General features: G+C 56.5%; 18 protein-coding genes and 5 tRNA genes. 5 read left to right on the forward strand and 18 right to left on the reverse strand.

Features of this window, described 5'->3' with window-relative positions:
• Window positions 1-28: 28 nt before the first annotated feature.
• From gshA to mltB, 18 genes are all read right to left on the reverse strand, one after another.
• Window positions 29-1,585: a glutamate--cysteine ligase gene (gene gshA, locus PGR09_RS10935; RefSeq protein WP_045395218.1), complete on the reverse strand. Its 1,557-nt coding sequence runs from the start codon at window positions 1,583-1,585 to the stop codon at window positions 29-31.
• A gap of 66 nt (window positions 1,586-1,651) precedes the next feature.
• Window positions 1,652-2,080 carry a YqaA family protein gene (locus tag PGR09_RS10940; RefSeq protein WP_045395221.1) on the reverse strand — a complete coding sequence of 143 codons (429 nt, stop codon included), beginning with the start codon at window positions 2,078-2,080 and terminating at the stop codon, window positions 1,652-1,654.
• Window positions 2,077-2,643, reverse strand: coding sequence for a fructose-1-phosphate/6-phosphogluconate phosphatase (gene yqaB, locus PGR09_RS10945; RefSeq protein WP_045395223.1), 567 nt, complete (start codon window positions 2,641-2,643; stop codon window positions 2,077-2,079). The genes PGR09_RS10940 and yqaB overlap by 4 nt, the downstream gene beginning before the upstream one ends.
• 125 nt (window positions 2,644-2,768) lie before the next feature.
• Window positions 2,769-3,083 (reverse strand): BON domain-containing protein, encoded by a 315-nt coding sequence (locus PGR09_RS10950; RefSeq protein ID WP_015370060.1) that lies wholly within the window; start codon window positions 3,081-3,083, stop codon window positions 2,769-2,771.
• Between the two features lie 294 nt (window positions 3,084-3,377).
• Window positions 3,378-3,454: transfer RNA gene (locus tag PGR09_RS10955), tRNA-Arg, on the reverse strand.
• Window positions 3,455-3,642: 188 nt separating this feature from the next.
• Window positions 3,643-3,719: transfer RNA gene (locus tag PGR09_RS10960), tRNA-Arg, on the reverse strand.
• Window positions 3,720-3,908: 189 nt separating this feature from the next.
• Window positions 3,909-3,985, reverse strand: a tRNA-Arg gene (locus PGR09_RS10965).
• A 283-nt stretch (window positions 3,986-4,268) separates the two neighbouring features.
• Window positions 4,269-4,345 (reverse strand) — tRNA-Arg (locus PGR09_RS10970).
• Window positions 4,346-4,349: 4 nt separating this feature from the next.
• Window positions 4,350-4,442 (reverse strand) — tRNA-Ser (locus tag PGR09_RS10975).
• 337 nt (window positions 4,443-4,779) lie between these two features.
• Window positions 4,780-4,965 (reverse strand): carbon storage regulator CsrA, encoded by a 186-nt coding sequence (gene csrA / locus PGR09_RS10980; RefSeq protein ID WP_000906486.1) that lies wholly within the window; start codon window positions 4,963-4,965, stop codon window positions 4,780-4,782.
• Between the two features lie 363 nt (window positions 4,966-5,328).
• Entirely contained in the window at window positions 5,329-7,956 is a 2,628-nt protein-coding gene (gene alaS / locus PGR09_RS10985) for an alanine--tRNA ligase (RefSeq protein WP_045395419.1), read from the reverse strand.
• Window positions 7,957-8,207: 251 nt separating this feature from the next.
• The gene (gene recX, locus PGR09_RS10990) at window positions 8,208-8,708 is read right to left on the reverse strand and encodes a recombination regulator RecX (protein WP_015370056.1); all 501 of its coding nucleotides are present in this window, start codon (window positions 8,706-8,708) and stop codon (window positions 8,208-8,210) included.
• Between the two features lie 70 nt (window positions 8,709-8,778).
• Window positions 8,779-9,837, reverse strand: a complete 1,059-nt coding sequence (gene recA / locus PGR09_RS10995) for a recombinase RecA (RefSeq protein ID WP_015370055.1) — start codon at window positions 9,835-9,837, stop codon at window positions 8,779-8,781.
• Window positions 9,838-9,926: 89 nt separating this feature from the next.
• The gene (gene pncC, locus PGR09_RS11000; RefSeq protein ID WP_020078118.1) at window positions 9,927-10,424 is read right to left on the reverse strand and encodes a nicotinamide-nucleotide amidase; all 498 of its coding nucleotides are present in this window, start codon (window positions 10,422-10,424) and stop codon (window positions 9,927-9,929) included.
• Window positions 10,425-10,561: 137 nt separating this feature from the next.
• Complete coding sequence (locus PGR09_RS11005) at window positions 10,562-11,440, reverse strand: metal ABC transporter substrate-binding protein (RefSeq protein WP_047044137.1); 879 nt, start codon at window positions 11,438-11,440, stop codon at window positions 10,562-10,564.
• A gap of 7 nt (window positions 11,441-11,447) precedes the next feature.
• The gene (locus PGR09_RS11010) at window positions 11,448-12,311 is read right to left on the reverse strand and encodes a metal ABC transporter permease (RefSeq protein WP_015370052.1); all 864 of its coding nucleotides are present in this window, start codon (window positions 12,309-12,311) and stop codon (window positions 11,448-11,450) included.
• On the reverse strand, window positions 12,308-13,018 hold the full coding sequence (locus tag PGR09_RS11015; RefSeq protein WP_430916142.1) for a metal ABC transporter ATP-binding protein: 711 nt from the start codon (window positions 13,016-13,018) through the stop codon (window positions 12,308-12,310). The genes PGR09_RS11010 and PGR09_RS11015 overlap by 4 nt, the downstream gene beginning before the upstream one ends.
• A gap of 337 nt (window positions 13,019-13,355) precedes the next feature.
• Complete coding sequence (mltB, locus tag PGR09_RS11020) at window positions 13,356-14,435, reverse strand: lytic murein transglycosylase B (protein WP_047079016.1); 1,080 nt, start codon at window positions 14,433-14,435, stop codon at window positions 13,356-13,358.
• A 276-nt stretch (window positions 14,436-14,711) separates the two neighbouring features.
• Between mltB and srlA the strand changes: the two genes are divergently transcribed.
• From srlA to gutM, 5 genes are all read left to right on the forward strand, one after another.
• A complete protein-coding gene (gene srlA, locus PGR09_RS11025; RefSeq protein ID WP_015370048.1) occupies window positions 14,712-15,275 on the forward strand; it encodes a PTS glucitol/sorbitol transporter subunit IIC in 564 nt (187 codons plus the stop codon).
• Window positions 15,272-16,243: a PTS glucitol/sorbitol transporter subunit IIB gene (gene srlE, locus PGR09_RS11030; protein WP_045377322.1), complete on the forward strand. Its 972-nt coding sequence runs from the start codon at window positions 15,272-15,274 to the stop codon at window positions 16,241-16,243. The genes srlA and srlE overlap by 4 nt, the downstream gene beginning before the upstream one ends.
• 13 nt (window positions 16,244-16,256) lie before the next feature.
• Window positions 16,257-16,619, forward strand: coding sequence for a PTS glucitol/sorbitol transporter subunit IIA (srlB, locus tag PGR09_RS11035; RefSeq protein ID WP_430916143.1), 363 nt, complete (start codon window positions 16,257-16,259; stop codon window positions 16,617-16,619).
• 12 nt (window positions 16,620-16,631) lie between these two features.
• The gene (gene srlD, locus PGR09_RS11040) at window positions 16,632-17,411 is read left to right on the forward strand and encodes a sorbitol-6-phosphate dehydrogenase (protein ID WP_008806161.1); all 780 of its coding nucleotides are present in this window, start codon (window positions 16,632-16,634) and stop codon (window positions 17,409-17,411) included.
• Between the two features lie 618 nt (window positions 17,412-18,029).
• Window positions 18,030-18,389 carry a transcriptional regulator GutM gene (gene gutM, locus PGR09_RS11045; protein WP_047067140.1) on the forward strand — a complete coding sequence of 120 codons (360 nt, stop codon included), beginning with the start codon at window positions 18,030-18,032 and terminating at the stop codon, window positions 18,387-18,389.
• Window positions 18,390-18,392 lie beyond the last annotated feature (3 nt).

Genomic DNA, 18,392 nt, shown 5'->3' on the forward strand with positions numbered 1-18,392 from the left:
TGGCCTTTTTCTTTTGTAGCGCTTTTTACTACGCGTGTCGTGCTAAAAGTGCCTCGAACGGCTCGCTATCTTCCGCTTCCACTTTCTTCTGCCGCGCGACCGACGCATCACGTTCGGCGATAAAATCATCTTCGCTTAAAATTTCCAGCGGTTCATCGCGCAGCATCGTACGATACTCATCAGCTAGCTTACGCCCGGTACCGCCAATCCCTTCTTCAATCATAGAACGCAGAATGCGCGCTGAGAAAGTTAATTCCGGATCGTCGAAGCAGGCTAATAGCTCATCGCACACCTGTTGATACGCCTCGCCGCCGTGGATGCTGTCCAGCGTTTGCGCCACGCGGCGTAAATCACGGAACAGATCTTTACCCACCTGCGCCAGCGGGAACTGCGCGCTTTCGCAGCCAATTCCCAGCGTCAGGCCCGGTTTGCGGCCTTCAAGAATCACCCGGTTCCAGTTAGTACGGGTACACAGCAGTTCGCTGCTGCTCATCTCCGGCGCATCGGCCAGCACGCACCAGACCATAAACAGATCGAGGAAGCGCACCTGCTGCTCATCCACGCCAATCGGCGAGAATGGGTTGATATCCAGCGAACGCACTTCGATATACTCAATGCCGCCGCGCAGCAGCGCATCGGACGGCGTTTCACCGCTACGGGTCACCCGTTTCGGGCGAATCGGCGCGTACAGCTCGTTTTCAATCTGCAGAATATTGCTGTTGATCTGCAGATGCTTACCGTCTTTCTCAAGCCCGATTTTAGCGTACTCTTCCGATGGCGTTTTAATCGCCCGCTTCAATCCTGCCACATACTCGTGCAGATCGTTAAACGTAATTCCGAGATTGCTTTGCGACTTATTGGTATAACCGAGGTCGCTAAGACGCAGAGAAGTGGCGTATGGCAGGTAGTACATGCCGTTTCCGGCCTTCTCAAACGGCAGAGTCGTCGGTTTGCCTTGCAGGAACGAGGAGCAAATCGCCGGCGACGCGCCGAACAGGTACGGAATTACCCAACCGAAACGGTAGTAGTTACGAATCGAGCGGAAATAACCGGCCGAGATCGCCTCTTTGCCGCTTTCCGCGTCTTCCACGCCGCACTTGGCCTGCCAGAACGCCATCGGCAGCGAGAAGTTATAGTGCACGCCAGAAATGGTTTGCATCAGCGCGCCGTAGCGGTTTTTCAGCCCTTCGCGATACAACGTCTTCAGACGGCCAACGTTAGAGGTACCGTACTGCGCCAGTTCAATTTCCTGACCCGGCGCGATATAGCACGGCATGCTCAGCGGCCACATCCGCTCGTCTCCGAGCTGGCGGGCGGTGAAGCGATGCACATCGCGCAGGAAAGTCAGCATATGATCGACATCGCCATCCACTGGGGTAATAAACTCCAGCAGGGCTTCGGCAAAATCAGTGGTAATCCATTTATGGGTCAGCGCCGAACCTAAAGCTAAAGGATGGCCGGTAGTGGCCAGCGTGCCGTCGGCGTTAACGCGCAGCGTTTCGCGCTCAAGCCCACGTTTAATGCCTTGCAGCGCCTGCGGATTTTTTTCCAGCCAGGCCAGCGCCTGTGATACATCCGGGATCAATTTGACCTCCCGCCTGTCGAAATCGTTTGAATTAGCATAATTGTAATGGTTGAACAATCAGTCCAATTAGTGCCACCACGTCATGCCCTGAAGGGTTGCCGCCGCAATGACGATATAACGCAACGCCTTACCAAGGCATAAAAAAAAGAGCACTGGTCCCCAGGAAATGCGCATCCATCCCGCCAGTAAACACAGCAAATCGCCTATAACAGGCGCCCAGCTCAATAATAATGTCACCGCGCCATAGCGTTTAAGCCAGCCGGTTGCCCTCTCCTGCCAGCGCGACTGCTTGCGCAGCGGAAACAGGCGCCCCAGAATAACGTTAGTTACCCCTCCAAGGCTATTGCCGATTGTTGCTATTAATACCAGCAGCCACGGTTGACTTGCCCCCGTAAGAAGCATAGCAACCAGCAACACTTCCGAGTTGCCGGGCAGTAAAGTGGCGCTTAAAAAGCTGCTGGCAAAAAGCGACAGGAGCGACAGTGCGTCGCTCACAACAGACGCACATCCACAGCATCCATACCCGCGCGCTTCGCCGCTTCGAGACCGAAGTCGGCATCTTCAAAGACCACGCAGGTTTCCGGCGCGACGCCCATGCGCTCCGCGCATAGCAGGAAGGTATCTGGCGCAGGTTTATGTTGCGTCACGTGATCGGCAGCCACCACCGCGGAGAAGTAGTGGCGCAGGCCGAGATGCGCCAGTAGCGCTTCGGCGACGGCGCTTTCGCTACCGGTGCCGACCGACATCGGGCGACGGCCATGCCACTCCTTTACCACGTCAATGAGCGGTAACGGGCGCACGCTATCCAGCAGCATCGCTTTAACGGCCACAGTTTTTTCCTGCGCCAGACGATGCGGATCTAAATCAGCCTGATTCAGCTCAATGATCGCCTGGGCAATACGCCAGGTTGGAGAACCGTTGAGCGCGACCACGGCCTGTTCATCGAAACGCATACCGTAACGGCCCAATACTTCACGCCATGCCTTACGATGCGTCGGCTCGGTATCGAGGATGGTGCCATCCATATCGAAAATCAGTCCTGCGTAACGTTGGTACATCGTGTTCTCACAAACAGGATAAGGAAACGTTACTGTATCGCAAAAGGCGGGTTTTGTCGCGGGGGGCCAGAGACCGCAAAGGCGCCCGCAGGCGCCTTAAGTAATTAGGGAGTGCAAAAATCGCTTTATTTGATTCGCAGGTCGTTCTCAACCACGCGCACGCCCTGTACGCGACGGGTGACCTCTACCGCACGTTTAGCGCTCTCAGCCGACGATACAAAACCGCTCAGCTGTACGCGGCCTTTAAAGGTCTGCACGCTAATTTCTGAGGATTTGATATCTTTTTCGTTAAACAGCGCGCTTTTAACCTTGGTGGTTACCACGGTATCGTCAATATAACCGCCGGTGCTTTCTTTGGTGGACGATCCGGCACAGCCTGCCAGAGATACGGCGACCAGAAGCGTTGCGCAAAAGGCAGGTATTGCTTTGAACCATTTCATTGATTTCTCTCCTTGCATTCATCACACCCGGTTCAGGTAGATCTACAGGGATAAATTATAGTGGAAAGAGCGACTTGCCAATAAGAAATGTGTTGATTATCGAGGAGATAAAATGCGTCGTACTGAGGAGATGAAAATTGGAGAGTTTTATTGAAGAGAAGATGGTGCATCCGGGAGGATGACTCGGCTGCGTCTCGCCCTACGGGCCGTTGCTAACGCAACGTTATCCTCCCTGGTACTCGCGATAATTTCGCATACCATGCAACATTGAGATTGCTGTTACTAAGGAGAATATGGTGCATCCGGGAGGATTCGAACCTCCGACCGCTCGGTTCGTAGCCGAGTACTCTATCCAGCTGAGCTACGGATGCATCGGGAAAGCTATTTAACTGCGAGGTTATTCTGTTGCAAATCTCATGGCGAGAAGATGGTGCATCCGGGAGGATGACTCGTCTACGCCTCGCCCTACGGGCCGTTGCTTACGCAACGTTATCCTCCCTGTGCTTGCGATAATTCCGCAAACCATAAAACAACGTCGTCGCTGTTACTAAGGAGAATATGGTGCATCCGGGAGGATTCGAACCTCCGACCGCTCGGTTCGTAGCCGAGTACTCTATCCAGCTGAGCTACGGATGCATCGGAATAACTAGTTTACTACAGAATTCATCTGAATAATTCAGAATCAGGCAAGAATGGTGCATCCGGGAGGATGACTCGTCTACGCCTCGCCCTACGGGCCGTTGCTTACGCAACGTTATCCTCCCTGGTGCTGACGAAAATTTCGCAGACCATGTAACAACGATATTGCTGTTACTAAGGAGAATATGGTGCATCCGGGAGGATTCGAACCTCCGACCGCTCGGTTCGTAGCCGAGTACTCTATCCAGCTGAGCTACGGATGCATCGGGAAACTTGCTTTACTACGCGTCAGTGTCACAACTAACACATGCCACACTGAGTATGATGGAGTAATCGGTAGAGTGACTCGATTACGCCTCGCACTGCGGCGCCGCTGCTTTCACAGCGTTCTTCTTTCTGTTTACAGAGAGAAGATGGTGCATCCGGGAGGATTACTCGGCTGCGCCTCGCCCTACGGGCCGTTGTTTACTCAACGTTATCCTCCCTGGTGTTCGCGATAATTTCGCAAACTTTGCAACAACGATATCGCTGTTACCCTGGAGAAGATGGTGCATCCGGGAGGATTCGAACCTCCGACCGCTCGGTTCGTAGCCGAGTACTCTATCCAGCTGAGCTACGGATGCAAAATGGCGGTGAGGCGGGGATTCGAACCCCGGATGCAGCTTTTGACCGCATACTCCCTTAGCAGGGGAGCGCCTTCAGCCTCTCGGCCACCTCACCACACAACACGCCTCTTGCGAGTGCTTCGAAGAACTTGTTTCTGCTCTTCGTCGCTGCGATGGCGCACATATTACTTTCTGAGACTTATAAGTCAAACAATTTTTCGAGAGCTTTTTCCGTTTGCACACTTCACGCGCAATTAGCCTGCAAAAACGGCAAAAAGAGTATTTTATCAACAGGAAATAGCCCTTTACGGCCACTCAAAAGCGACAACGAAAAATGACGCACGGCGAATAAAAACAAAAGAGAGGATGTCGCGAGAGAAGAAAAAGGAGAAGAAAAGAGAAAAACGACCGCCGGAGGGATGCGCCTCACAATAAAGCGAGGCGCGGAAAGCTTAGTAACTGGACTGCTGGGATTTTTCAGCCTGGATACGCTGGTAGATTTCTTCACGATGTACAGAGACTTCTTTAGGGGCGTTGACACCAATACGTACCTGGTTACCCTTAACCCCTAAAACTGTCACAGTGACCTCATCTCCAATCATGAGGGTCTCACCAACTCGACGAGTCAGAATCAGCATTCTTTGCTCCTTGAAAGATTAAAAGAGTCGGGTCTCTCGCATCCCGGCATTATCCATCATATAACGCCAAAAAGTAAGCGATGACAAACACCTCGCGGTGTAAGCAGTCACGGCATCACATTCTGTTAAACCTAAGTTTAGCCGATCTACACAACTTCAACCCGACTTTATCGTTATCAGTACTTATGACGCAAGATGCCGCTCCCATCAGGTTACGGCACCTATACCCGTCATACTTCAAGTTGCATGTATGTTGGCTTTCCTCACTCACCCCAGTCACTTACTTGAGTAAGCTCCTGGGGATTCGCTGCGTCGCCGCCTTCCTGCAACTCGAATTATTTAGGGTAAATGCGTTTATAGTTATTACAGTTTTGCGCTGACCCAGCCTTTCACACTGGCTAACGCAGCAGGGAGAGCAGACGCATCGGTACCGCCGGCTTGCGCCATATCCGGACGACCGCCCCCTTTACCGCCCACCTGCTGGGCGACCATACCAACCAGCTCCCCTGCTTTCACGCGGTCTGTCACATCCTTAGACACACCTGCAATCAGAGAAACCTTACCATCCGCTACCGTAGCTAATACAACGACCGTCGAACCGAGCTGGTTTTTCAGATCATCAACCATGGTACGCAGCATTTTCGGCTCAACGCCGGCCAGCTCGCTAACCAGCAGCTTAACACCGTTAATTTCTTCCGCTTTACTGGAGAGATTAGCGCTCTCCTGCGCCGCAGCCTGCTCTTTCAGCTGCTGCAGCTCTTTTTCCAACTGACGGGTACGCTCAAGCGCCGCGCGAACTTTATCGCCGATGCTGTGGCTATCGCCCTTCAGCAGCTGGGCGATATCGCTGAGCTGATCGCTCTGCGCATGCAGGCTGGCAATCGCCCCTTCGCCGGTCACCGCTTCAATACGGCGCACGCCTGCGGCGGTACCGGATTCAGAGGTAATACGGAACAGGCCGATATCACCGGTACGCGCCGCGTGAGTACCGCCGCACAGCTCGGTGGAGAAATCGCCCATCCGCAGTACGCGAACGCGATCGTCGTATTTCTCGCCGAACAGCGCCATGGCGCCGGATTCACGCGCGGCATCGATATCCATGATATTGGTTTCGATAGCCAGGTTACGGCGGATCTGGGCGTTCACCAGATCTTCCACCGCTCTAATTTCTTCCGGCTTCATCGCTTCAAAATGCGAGAAGTCAAAACGCAGCGCTTTATCGTTAACCAGCGAGCCTTTCTGCGCCACGTGGGTACCGAGAACCTGGCGCAGCGCCGCGTGCATAAGGTGCGTCGCGGAATGGTTGAGACGAATACGCTGACGGCGAGCCTGATCGACATCGGCCTGCACCGCGTCACCCACTTTCAGGGAACCGCTGGCGACTTTACCGATATGACCAATAGCCTGGCCGTACTTCTGCGTATCGCTGACCGTGAAGGAGAAGCCAGCGCCTTTCAGTTCGCCTTTATCGCCTACCTGACCGCCGGATTCCGCATAGAATGGCGTCTGGTCGAGGACTACAACCGCATCCTGACCCGCGCTGACGCTATCAACCGCTTTGCCGTCGATGAACAGCGCAGTAACTTTGCCGTTCAGTTCCAGATGATCGTAGCCTTTAAATTCCGATGCGCCGTCAACGCGAATCATCGCGTTATAGTCAGCGCCGAAACCGCTGGACTCGCGCGCGCGGCGGCGCTGCTCTTCCATCGCGGCTTCAAAGCCTGCTTCGTCAACCTTGATGTTGCGCTCGCGGCAGACGTCCGCCGTCAGATCAACCGGGAAGCCATAGGTGTCATACAGACGGAAGGCGGTTTCGCCGTCCAGCGTGTCGCCTTTAAGCTTCGACAGTTCCTCGTCCAGCAGCGCCAGTCCGCGCTCCAGTGTGCGCGCAAACTGCTCTTCTTCGGTTTTCAGCACCTGCTCTACCAGAGCCTGCTGCTGTTTCAGCTCTTCACCGGCGGCGCCCATCACGTCGATAAGCGGAGCAACCAGTTTCCAGAAGAAGGTGTCCTTCGCGCCCAGCATGTTGCCGTGACGAATCGCGCGGCGAATGATACGACGCAGCACGTAGCCGCGGTTTTCATTCGACGGGATCACGCCATCAGCAATCAGGAATGCGCAAGAACGAATGTGGTCGGCGATAACACGCAGCGACTTGTTAGTCAGATCGGTCGCGCCGGTGACTTTCGCCACGCTCGCAATCAGATTGCGGAACAGGTCGATGTCATAGTTGGAGTTAACGTGCTGCAGAACAGCGGCAATACGCTCAAGCCCCATACCGGTATCAACGGACGGCTTCGGCAGCGGCTCCATGGTACCGTCAGCCTGACGGTTGAACTGCATGAAGACGATGTTCCAGATCTCAATGTAACGGTCGCCATCTTCTTCCGGGCTTCCCGGAGGGCCGCCCCAGATGTGATCGCCATGGTCAAAGAAGATTTCGGTGCACGGGCCGCACGGACCGGTATCGCCCATCTGCCAGAAGTTATCAGAAGCAAACGGCGCGCCTTTGTTGTCGCCGATGCGGATAATACGCTCGCGCGGAACGCCCACTTCATTGGCCCAGATGTCGAAAGCTTCGTCATCGGTCTCGTAAACGGTAACCCACAGTTTTTCTTTCGGCAGGGCGAACCAGTTCTCACCGGTCAGCAGTTCCCATGCATATTTGATGGCATCCTGCTTGAAGTAATCGCCGAAGCTGAAGTTGCCCAGCATTTCGAAGAAGGTGTGGTGGCGCGCAGTGTAACCGACGTTTTCCAGATCGTTGTGTTTACCGCCCGCACGCACGCAACGCTGCGCGGTGGTCGCGCGCGAATAATTACGTTTGTCGAGACCAAGGAAGACATCCTTGAACTGGTTCATCCCGGCGTTGGTAAACAGCAGGGTCGGATCGTTGTGCGGCACCAGGGAGCTGCTGGCAACTACCTGATGTCCCTTACTATGGAAAAAGTCGAGAAACGCCTGACGGATCTCAGCGGTGCTCTTGCTCATAATTATCCTGAAATCAAGCTACACTTCATCCTTCAAGTCGCCTCTGACCTGGCGGAACGTCCTCTCCCGGTAGTGAACTCACGTACGCCCCAGAAGCTGTTCTCTCTTGCCGCCGTGATGCAGCTTGAATGATTTTGTGTATAAGGAATAATCGCCCTGGACGCTGATTATGCAATCACAAGCAGCGGCCCGACGGAATAAAGTGGGAATAAGATAAGTTTTCTTTAGAGGGAAGTAAAATCCCCGATGGGTCAATCTGCAAAATTTCGCCAGATTTCCTGGATATCTTCCATCAGATAGCCGCGGTAGAGCAAAAAGCGCTGGATTTTAACTTTTTCAGTAAAGGCGGAAGGTAACGGTTCGCCGTATTTACGCTGCGCCTGCTCTTTGGCCAGCGCCGCCCAGTCGATTTCACACTCGCGCATCGCGCTTTCGATGTCGCTGCGGCCAATGCCCTTTTGATTCAACTCCTGGCGGATACGCGCCGGGCCGTAGCCCTTGCGGCTCCGGCTGGCGATAAACTGGCGTACAAAACGTTGGTCATCAAGATAGCGGTTTTCCAGGCACCAGCCGACCACCTGCTCGAGCTCTTCCGGCGTGATGTCCAGCTTTTCAGGGCCGTTTTTACTCATTACCGGCGCCGCCAGCTTACGCCGCAGTTCCTGTTCGCTATGATCGCGCATCGCCAGAATACGAATTGCGCGATCCAACAGACGCGCGTAGCCGGAGCGGCGTGGTGAAGTCTCAGTCACAGGCACCTCGATAATCTTAGAAAAGCAAAAGGGCCGCATCAGCAGCCCTTTGTCACTCTTTTAGACGATATCAGAAATCTTGTTCGGTTTCTTCTGCGTCGTTGCCGTCAACCGCGAAGTCCGGCGTGGAATCCTGGTTGTTGAGCAGCAGTTCGCGAACTTTCTTCTCAATTTCTTTCGCCGCCGCCGGGTTATCTTTCAGCCAGGAGATAGCGTTCGCTTTACCCTGGCCGATTTTGTCGCCGTTGTAGCTATACCAGGCGCCCGCTTTTTCAATCAGCTTCTCTTTCACGCCGAGGTCAACCAGCTCGCCGAAGAAGTTGATACCTTCACCGTAGAGGATCTGGAATTCAGCCTGTTTGAACGGCGCGGCGATTTTGTTTTTCACCACTTTCACGCGGGTTTCGCTGCCGACGACGTTGTCGCCCTCTTTCACCGCGCCGATGCGGCGAATGTCCAGACGCACGGAGGCATAGAACTTCAGCGCGTTACCGCCGGTGGTGGTTTCCGGGTTACCGAACATCACGCCGATTTTCATACGGATCTGGTTGATGAAGATCAGCAGCGTGTTGGACTGCTTCAGGTTACCAGCCAGTTTACGCATCGCCTGGCTCATCATACGCGCCGCGAGGCCCATGTGAGAGTCGCCGATTTCGCCTTCGATTTCCGCCTTCGGCGTCAGCGCCGCCACGGAGTCGACGACGATAACGTCTACCGCGCCGGAACGCGCCAGCGCGTCACAGATTTCCAGAGCCTGCTCGCCGGTATCCGGCTGGGAGCACAGCAGGTTGTCGATATCAACGCCCAGCTTGCGGGCATATACCGGATCCAGCGCGTGTTCGGCATCGATGAACGCACAGGTTTTGCCTTCACGCTGCGCTGCGGCGATAACCTGCAGCGTCAGGGTAGTTTTACCCGATGATTCCGGCCCGTAAATCTCAACGATACGGCCCATTGGCAGACCGCCTGCGCCGAGCGCGATATCCAGAGAAAGCGAACCGGTGGAGATGGTTTCCACGTCCATGGAACGGTCTTCACCCAGGCGCATGATGGAGCCTTTACCGAATTGCTTTTCGATCTGGCCCAGTGCTGCCGCCAACGCTTTCTGTTTGTTTTCGTCGATCGCCATTGTTACTCCTGTCATGCGAGGTGAAGCGCGTTCGCTTCGCCGTTAATATTTGTTCAGTTGAAGCAATTATACTGTATGGTCATACAGTATCAAGTGTTTTGTAGAAATTGTTGCCAGAGCAGATTTAACGCATAGGCCGTCGCCTGACGACGCACCGCTTCGCGGTCTCCGGCAAAGCATTCGCGGCGGGTCACGCCCTGCCCGTTCGCACAGGCGACGCCGAACCACACGGTGCCGACGGGCTTCTCCGCGCTGCCGCCGTCCGGGCCGGCGATACCGCTGACCGAGACCGCATAGGTGGCGCGAGCCGCGCGTAGCGCGCCAATCGCCATCTCGACAACCACCGGTTCGCTCACCGCGCCGTTATCCAGTAACGTCACTTCACTCACGCCAATCATCTGCGATTTGGCTTCGTTGCTATAGGTTACGAAACCGCGCTCAAACCACGCTGAGCTACCGGCAATATCGGTCAGCGCTTTGGCTATCCAGCCGCCGGTGCAGGACTCCGCGGTGGTCACCGTCGCGCCCTGCGCTTTCAGCGCCAGCCCAACCTGTTCGCTTAGCTGCATTAATTCTGAATCGGTCATTTTGCCCCGCTTAAGCCAGATAAAGAGGCCATCAAAGATAGCACTTTCGGCAGAGATATGGGGACGAGGTGGTGATTTTACGAGGGGGGATCCAAAAATGGGCCGTCCCGCTGCAACCGGGACGACCAGACAACCAGTTACTTCATACTGTTGGCGATGAGTTCGACGTTATGGCGCAGCATTTTAACGTAGCTATCGGCTACACCCCCCGGCTTAGACAGCGCTTCCGGATAGAGTTCGCCGCCCGGTTGCGCCCCCGTTGCGCCAGCGATTTGCTGCACCAGACGCGGGTCCAGCTGGTTTTCCATAAACCAGGTATGCACGCCATCGGCTTTGATTTGCTTAATCAACGCCGCCACCTGCGCCGCGCTGGCTTCGCTCTCGGATGAGAGCCCCTGCGGCGCGAGGAACGTCACGTGGTAAGCGCGGCCAAAATAGCCGAAAGCGTCATGGCTGGTCAGCACTTTACGCTTCGCCAGCGGAATAGCGCTAAACTGCGCCTTCGCCCAGCCGTCAATTGCCGTCAGCTGCTCGATATAACGCTTACCGCTGCTCTGGAGCGCCGCTTTATCCTGCGGGTCGGCTTTCACCAGGCCATCAAGGATATTCTGCGCGTACAGCGCGCCATTGGCGGCGCTATTCCAGGCGTGGGGATCGGTCACCGTTTTCCCGTCTTCATCGAGGGTATGCGTCTTAACCCCTTTTGACGCCACCACTAATTCGCCCTTAAAACCGGATGCTTTCACCAGCCGATCCAGCCACCCTTCCAGACCAAGCCCGTTGACCACCACCACGTCGGCTTTGCTGAGCAGCGCGCTATCCTTCGGTGAGGGTTCAAAGGTGTGCGGATCGCCATCCGGCCCTACCAGCGTATCGACATGAACATGCTCGCCGCCGATCTGCTGCGCCATATCGCCCAGCACCGAAAAGCTGCTTACCACGTTCAGCGTTTTTGCCATCGCCCCCTGCGCCATCAGCCCCACGGCTAACGCCATCACCACTGCACTTCGTTTCATCATTTCCTTACCCCATTAATTTGCGCCAGCCAACGACCAGCCGGCTGCGCGTGCCAAAAAACACTGAAATAAAAAACAGTACGCTGGCGGTCAGCACGATGGCGGGCCCGGCGGGTAAATTCACTGCCCACGAAAGGCTCAATCCCATCCAGGCGCAAAACGCGCCGATCGCCGCCGCCAGCAACAAAATGCCCGGCAGCGTCCGCGCCCAGCAGCGCGCCGCTACCGCGGGCAACATCATCAGCCCTACCGCCATTAGCGTGCCGAGCACCTGAAACCCCGCCACCAGGTTCAGTACCAAGAGCGCGAGAAACAGGCCGTGCAGCAGCGCCGGTAGCCGCCGCGCGTTGACCTGTAGCCAGGCGCTATCGAACGCCTCGCTGACCAGCCCGCGATAAAACAGCGCAATGCACAGCAGCGTCAGGCTCGCCACGCCGGTGACAAAGAACGCCGCGTCGCTATCCACCGCCAGAATCGAACCGAACAGCAGATGCAGCAGATCGACGCTGGAGCCGCGCAGCGAGACCAGCGTGACGCCAAGGGCCAGCGAGCCGAGGTAAAACCCGGCAAAACTGGCGTCCTCTTTGAGCGGCGTTCGCCGGCTGACCCAGCCTGCCACCAGCGCCACCGCGATCCCGGCGATAAATCCGCCGACGCTCATCGCCAGCAGCGACATACCATTAAGGAGATAACCCGCCGCCACCCCCGGCAGAATGGCGTGCGACAGCGCATCGCCCATCAGGCTCATCCGCCGCAGCAGCAATAGCACGCCCAGCATGGTGGTGCTCAGCGACAGCGCGAAGCACACCACCAGCGCCCGGCGCATAAAGCCAAATTCAATAAAAGGTTGAAAAAAGGTATGCCAGATCATGCCTGCCTCGCGGTGTTGAAGGCGGGAAGCACGCTTGACGTCTCGCCCCAGCGCGCGTGCTGGGGTTCAAGTAGCAGCGTCTCGGGAAAGAAATCGGCCACGCACTGGTTGTCGTGCAGCACCGCCAGAATCGTTTGCCCCTCGCGATGCATATCGACGATAAGCGCCATCAGCTCGCGGCTGGTGGCCTCATCGACGCCGGTAAACGGCTCGTCCAACATCACCAGCGGCGTCTGTTGCACCATCACCCTGGCAAAGAGCATGCGCTGGAACTGGCCGCCCGAGAGTTCTTCAATCGGCGTATTGGCCAGCGCGCTGAGCCCCACCCGCTCCAGCGCCGCCGCGATGCGCCGACGCTCGCCGCCGCCCAGACCGCGCAGCAGCGAGACCCGCGGCCAGGCCCCCTGGCTGACGACATCGTGCACCAGCAGCGGAAACTGTGATTCCAGGGCATGGCGCTGCGCCAGCCAGCCGACCACGGGCCGCCCTTTGCGCCAGTTCAGCCGGCCGCTAACCGGCGGAATAAATCCAGCCAGCGTTTTCAGCAGCGTCGATTTACCGCAGCCATTAAGGCCGACTATCGCCGTCAGGCTTCCGGCCGCAATCACGCCGCTCATCGCCGGAGTGATTGCCATGCCCTCATACCCGGCAACCAGATGATCCAGCTCAATCATGGCAGCGCCACCGCCCACCATGTGGCCAGCCATAGCGCCGCCAGCAGTACGCAGGCAATTGCCACGCGCGCCGCGCCGGATGCCATAAAAACCGATGTGAACATATTCCTGCCTCATTAAAATGTTATAACATAACAATATGAGATTCAGAAAAGAATGTAAATCTGCGTCAACGAGAGGAAATGTAACAAAGGTCAACAAAAGGCATGCAGACGGGAAAAAACGGAGGATAAGCGCGGCGTCACGGGGAAGATGTCCCCGGTCGCGCTGCGCTTACCGGGGCTACCAAACGGATACCTGACCGTAGCCCGGATAAGGCGCTACGCGCCGCCATCCGGGGAACTCGAAATATGTCGGCTGGATGAAAGGATCAATACCCGCCGCGGGCCTGCGAAACCGCCAGCCCCAGCTGCCAGACAGCCATCGCGTAGTGGGTGCTGTGGTTATAGCGGGTGATAGTGTAGAAGTTCGGCAGGCCATACCAGTACTGGTACCCGGTGCCGATATCCAGCCGCAGCAGGCTGGCCTGCTGATGGTTGCCCAGCGGCTGCGTTGGGGTTAACCCCGCCGCCGACAGCTGTGAAATGCTGTATTTGGTTTTAAAGCCGTTATCCAGACCCGGCGCCTGGCCCAGCGCCTGCACCGCAACGTTATCGCCGCTCACCCAGCCGTGCTGTTTAAAGTAGTTCGCCACGCTGCCGATGGCATCAACCGGATCCCACAGGTTGATATGTCCATCGCCGTTGAAGTCCACCGCGTATTGCTTATAGGACGACGGCATAAACTGGCCGTAGCCCATCGCGCCGGCAAAGGAGCCTTTCAGATCCAGCGGGTCATCGCTTTCGCTGCGCGCCATCAGCAGGAAGGTTTCCAGCTCAGAGGAGAAGTATTCCGCGCGGCGCGGATAGTTGAATGACAGCGTCGCCAGCGCATCGAGGATGCGCGTTTTGCCCATCACCCGGCCCCAACGGGTTTCCACGCCGATAATGCCGACGATGATTTCCGGCGGTACGCCGTAGACCTGATACGCGCGGTTCAGCGCGTCCTGATACTGGTTCCAGAACACCACGCCGTTCTGCACGTTATCCGGCGTAATAAACTGTTTCTTATAGCGTAACCAGGCGCCGTTTGGCCCGGTCGGCGGCAGCCCGCTCGGCGCCTGGCGATCCATCAGTCGCAACACGTAGTCCAGGCGCTTGGCCTGCGACAGGATCTCCTGGAGCTGCTGTCTATCGAAGCCGTGCTTCGCCACCATCTTATCGATGAACTGCGCCGCCGCTGGGTTATTGGCGAAATCGCCGCCCATCTGCATCACGTTATGCTGCGGTTCCAGCAAAAAGCCGCCGGTTCCGCTCGCCATCTCCGCTTCCGCGGGGGTCTTAGGTTTGCTGCTGCAGGCAGCGAGAAGTGCACATAAAGGGAGTAAAGCCAGATAGCGACGCTTCAACATGGGAATTCCATTTAACAAAATCGGCAAAGGGTAATTATGGTAAAGCATGCGCCCGCCAACAAGGAAGCGGCAATACATTTGCAGACAAAATAGTTCTTTTTTTGCACGTTCTCCGCATTCGATCCGCACGTTAATTTTTTCACTCATCGCGCACAAACTTTCAAAATAAAATATTTATCTTTCATTTTGCGATCAATTTAACACTTTTAAACCTTTCAAAGTGATTAAAATCAGCCTCCAGTTAGCAAGAAAAATAATACGCTGAAGGAGAGAACAATGATTGAAATCGTTACCCACGGCGCTGAGTGGTTCATCGGCCTGTTTCAGAAAGGCGGCGAGGTGTTTACCGGTATGGTGACCGGTATCCTGCCGCTGCTGATAAGCCTGCTGGTGATCATGAACGCGCTGATCAACTTTATCGGCCAGCAGCGGATCGAAAAGCTGGCGCAGCGCTGCGCCGGCAACCCGCTTACCCGTTACCTGCTGCTGCCCTGCATCGGCACCTTTGTCTTCTGCAATCCCATGACCTTAAGCCTTGGCCGCTTTATGCCGGAGAAATACAAACCGAGCTACTACGCGGCGGCCTCCTATAGCTGTCATTCGATGAACGGACTGTTTCCGCACATCAACCCCGGCGAGCTGTTTGTTTATCTCGGCATCGCCAACGGCCTCACCACGCTAGGCCTGCCGCTTGGCCCGCTGGCGGTGAGCTACCTGCTGGTTGGCCTGGTAACCAACTTCTTCCGCGGCTGGGTCACCGACCTGACCACCTCTATTTTCGAGAGAAAAATGGCGATTCAACTTGACCAGAAAGTGCGTCTGTCAGGAGCGACATCATGACCCGTATTCGTATTGAAAAAGGGACCGGCGGTTGGGGCGGCCCGCTTGAGCTCGACGTCGTTGAGGGCAAAAAGATTGTCTATATCACCGCAGGCACCCGCCCGGCGATCGTCGATACGCTCGCCAGCCTGACCGGCTGGCAGGCGGTTGATGGATTTAAAGAGGGTGAACCGGCGGAAAGCGAAATCGGCATCGCCATTATTGACTGCGGCGGTACCCTACGCTGCGGCCTCTATCCGAAGCGCCGTATTCCGACCATCAACATCCACGCCACCGGTAAATCCGGGCCGCTGGCGCAGTACATCGTCGAAGATATTTACGTCTCCGGAGTAAAAGAAGAGAACATCAAACTGCTGGAAGATAGCGGCGAGACGGCAGCGCAACCACTCCCCGCCGCGGGCCGCGATTACGATGCCAGCAAGAAGATTACCGAACAGAGCGACGGCCTGCTGGCTAAGGTCGGAATGGGGATGGGTTCGGTGGTCGCGGTACTGTTCCAGGCCGGGCGCGACACCATTGATACGGTGCTTAAAACCATTCTGCCGTTTATGGCCTTCGTCTCGGCGCTGATCGGCATCATCATGGCCTCCGGTATCGGCGACTGGATTGCCCACGGCCTGGCGCCGCTCGCCAGTCATCCGCTGGGGCTGGTGACGCTGGCACTGATCTGCTCCTTCCCGCTGTTATCGCCGTTTCTCGGCCCCGGCGCGGTGATAGCCCAGGTGATCGGCGTGCTGATTGGCGTCCAGATTGGCCTTGGCAACATTCCACCGCACCTCGCCCTGCCCGCGCTGTTTGCCATTAATGCCCAGGCCGCCTGCGATTTTATCCCGGTAGGTCTGTCGCTGGCCGAAGCCCGTCAGGATACCGTGCGCGTCGGCGTGCCGTCGGTGCTGGTCAGCCGCTTCCTCACCGGCGCGCCAACCGTGCTGATCGCGTGGTTCGTTTCCGGATTTATTTACCAGTAAGAGGTTCCTGAAGATGACCGTCATTTACCACACCACCATTACCCGTATCGGCGCCTGCGCGGCGACGGCGCTGGAAGAACAGATGCTCATTACCTTCCGCGAAGGCGCCCCGGCCGATATCAAAGAGTACTGCTTTATTCACAACCACGGCGAGCTGTGCGGCGAGCTGCGCCCGGGCGCAGAGCTACAGCTCGGCGATCGGCGTTACCCGGTGACCGCCGTCGGCGAGGTCGCCGAGCAAAACCTGCGCGAGCTGGGCCACATCACCCTGCGCTTCGACGGCCATCGTCAGGCGGAGTTTCCCGGAACCGTTCACGTCGCGGGCCCGGTGCCGGACGCCATCGCGACCGGCTGTGTACTGAAATTTGTTGCATAGAAGGAGAGAAAGATGAATCAGGTTGCTGTTGTCATTGGTGGCGGACAAACCTTAGGAGAGTTTCTGTGCCGCGGTCTGGCCGCCGAGGGCTACCGCGTGGCGGTGGTCGATATTCAAAGTGAAAAAGCCAGCCGCGTCGCCCAGGAGATCAACGCTGAATATGGCGAAGGTACGGCATACGGCTTCGGCGCCGACGCCACCAGCGAAGCCAGCGTCACGGCGCTGGCCCACGGCGTAGATGAGATTTTCACGCGCGTCGATCTCCTGGTCTACAGTGCCGGTATCGCTAAGGCCGCGTTTATTAGCGACTTCGCGCTGGGCGATTTTGACCGCTCGCTGCAGGTCAACCTGGTGGGCTATTTCCTCTGCGCCCGCGAGTTCTCACGGCTGATGATCCGCGATGGCATTAAAGGTCGCATCATTCAGATTAACTCGAAATCCGGCAAAGTCGGCAGTAAGCATAACTCAGGCTATAGCGCGGCGAAGTTCGGCGGCGTCGGGCTGACCCAGTCGCTGGCGCTGGATCTGGCGGAATACGGCATTACCGTGCATTCGCTGATGCTCGGCAATCTGTTGAAATCACCGATGTTCCAGTCGCTGCTGCCGCAGTACGCCACCAAGCTCGGCATTGATGAGAGCGAAGTCGAGCAGTACTACATCGATAAGGTGCCGTTGAAACGCGGCTGCGATTACCAGGATGTGCTGAACGTATTGATGTTTTACGCCAGCCCGCAGGCGTCGTACTGCACCGGGCAGTCGATTAACGTCACCGGCGGCCAGGTGATGTTTTAAAAGGTTCCCGGATGGCGCTGCGCTTATCCGGGCAAAAAAACCATAGATACTGTTATCGGTTTGCAACGGTTTTGGTTGGGGAAAAACAGTTGTTTTTTATTATTTCAGAGCAGATTGCGCTCCCGATATTTCTTCTGCGTTATGGCTCTCATGGCGCAGGGAGCGCACAGAGGGCGGCCAGTCGCCGCCGCCCTCTGTACACCCGGGCTCTGGCCGCCAAAATCGCCACTTCGTGGTACCTTCGACTTATCCCTGCAGGCTCCGGGTCGGGCCGAGGCTGCGTCCCTGCAAGTCACGGCCCTCAGCCCGCATCCATGCGGGCTGCCCCGGCCTTCCGGGAACGTCTCAGCGATTTTGAGGCCACCAACACCGCAGTTTCAGTAGCCATGGTTACAAGATAGAGATCTTAAGCTCACAATGGCACGGACCGTAGGCCGGATAAGGCGCAGCCGCCATCCGGCGCGAAAGTAGCTCTTTACCCGCGGTTATTGCCCGGCGGCGCTACACTTGCGTGGGCCTACAGACCATATGCCGGCGTAGGTCGGGTAAGGCGTTAGCCGCCACCCGACAAAAAACGGTACCCGGGTTGTACCCGGCATCACACCTTCAGGAGACATTATGGTTACCGCACTCATTACCGTCGCCGCTATTGCCTGGCTTTGCCAACTGGCTTTCGGCGGCTGGCAGATCCGCCGCTTCAATCGCGCCTTTGATAGCCTTTGCCAGCAGGGCCGCGTTGGCGTCGGCCGTTCCTCTGGGCGCTTTAAACCGCGCGCGATTGTCGCTATCGCCGTCGATGAAAACGATCGTATTTGCGATACGCTGTTGATGAAGGGCCTCACCGTCTTCGCCAGCCCGCGAAAAATCCCCACGCTTACCGGTAAACATCTCGAGGAATTGCAGCCTGATGTGATCTTTCCCAATGATCCGCTCTGTCAGAATGCACTATCATTAGCGCTTAATCCGAAACATGCATAATTT

It is taken from the genome of Klebsiella sp. 141251, from assembly GCF_050600725.1.
GTDB lineage: Bacteria > Pseudomonadota > Gammaproteobacteria > Enterobacterales > Enterobacteriaceae > Klebsiella > Klebsiella aerogenes.

Bases quoted from the DNA above. Each gene is read 5' to 3' on its own strand.
- yqaB (WP_045395223.1), bottom strand. From the start codon at position 2,643: ATGTACCAACGTTACGCAGGACTGATTTTCGATATGGATGGCACCATC.
- PGR09_RS10950 (WP_015370060.1), bottom strand. From the start codon at position 3,083: ATGAAATGGTTCAAAGCAATACCTGCCTTTTGCGCAACGCTTCTGGTC.
- csrA (WP_000906486.1), bottom strand. From the start codon at position 4,965: ATGCTGATTCTGACTCGTCGAGTTGGTGAGACCCTCATGATTGGAGAT.
- alaS (WP_045395419.1), bottom strand. From the start codon at position 7,956: ATGAGCAAGAGCACCGCTGAGATCCGTCAGGCGTTTCTCGACTTTTTC.
- recA (WP_015370055.1), bottom strand. From the start codon at position 9,837: ATGGCGATCGACGAAAACAAACAGAAAGCGTTGGCGGCAGCACTGGGC.
- pncC (WP_020078118.1), bottom strand. From the start codon at position 10,424: ATGACCGATTCAGAATTAATGCAGCTAAGCGAACAGGTTGGGCTGGCG.
- PGR09_RS11005 (WP_047044137.1), bottom strand. From the start codon at position 11,440: ATGAAACGAAGTGCAGTGGTGATGGCGTTAGCCGTGGGGCTGATGGCG.
- PGR09_RS11010 (WP_015370052.1), bottom strand. From the start codon at position 12,311: ATGATCTGGCATACCTTTTTTCAACCTTTTATTGAATTTGGCTTTATG.
- PGR09_RS11015 (WP_430916142.1), bottom strand. From the start codon at position 13,018: ATGGCTGGCCACATGGTGGGCGGTGGCGCTGCCATGATTGAGCTGGAT.
- mltB (WP_047079016.1), bottom strand. From the start codon at position 14,435: ATGTTGAAGCGTCGCTATCTGGCTTTACTCCCTTTATGTGCACTTCTC.
- srlA (WP_015370048.1), top strand. From the start codon at position 14,712: ATGATTGAAATCGTTACCCACGGCGCTGAGTGGTTCATCGGCCTGTTT.
- srlE (WP_045377322.1), top strand. From the start codon at position 15,272: ATGACCCGTATTCGTATTGAAAAAGGGACCGGCGGTTGGGGCGGCCCG.
- srlB (WP_430916143.1), top strand. From the start codon at position 16,257: ATGACCGTCATTTACCACACCACCATTACCCGTATCGGCGCCTGCGCG.
- srlD (WP_008806161.1), top strand. From the start codon at position 16,632: ATGAATCAGGTTGCTGTTGTCATTGGTGGCGGACAAACCTTAGGAGAG.
- gutM (WP_047067140.1), top strand. From the start codon at position 18,030: ATGGTTACCGCACTCATTACCGTCGCCGCTATTGCCTGGCTTTGCCAA.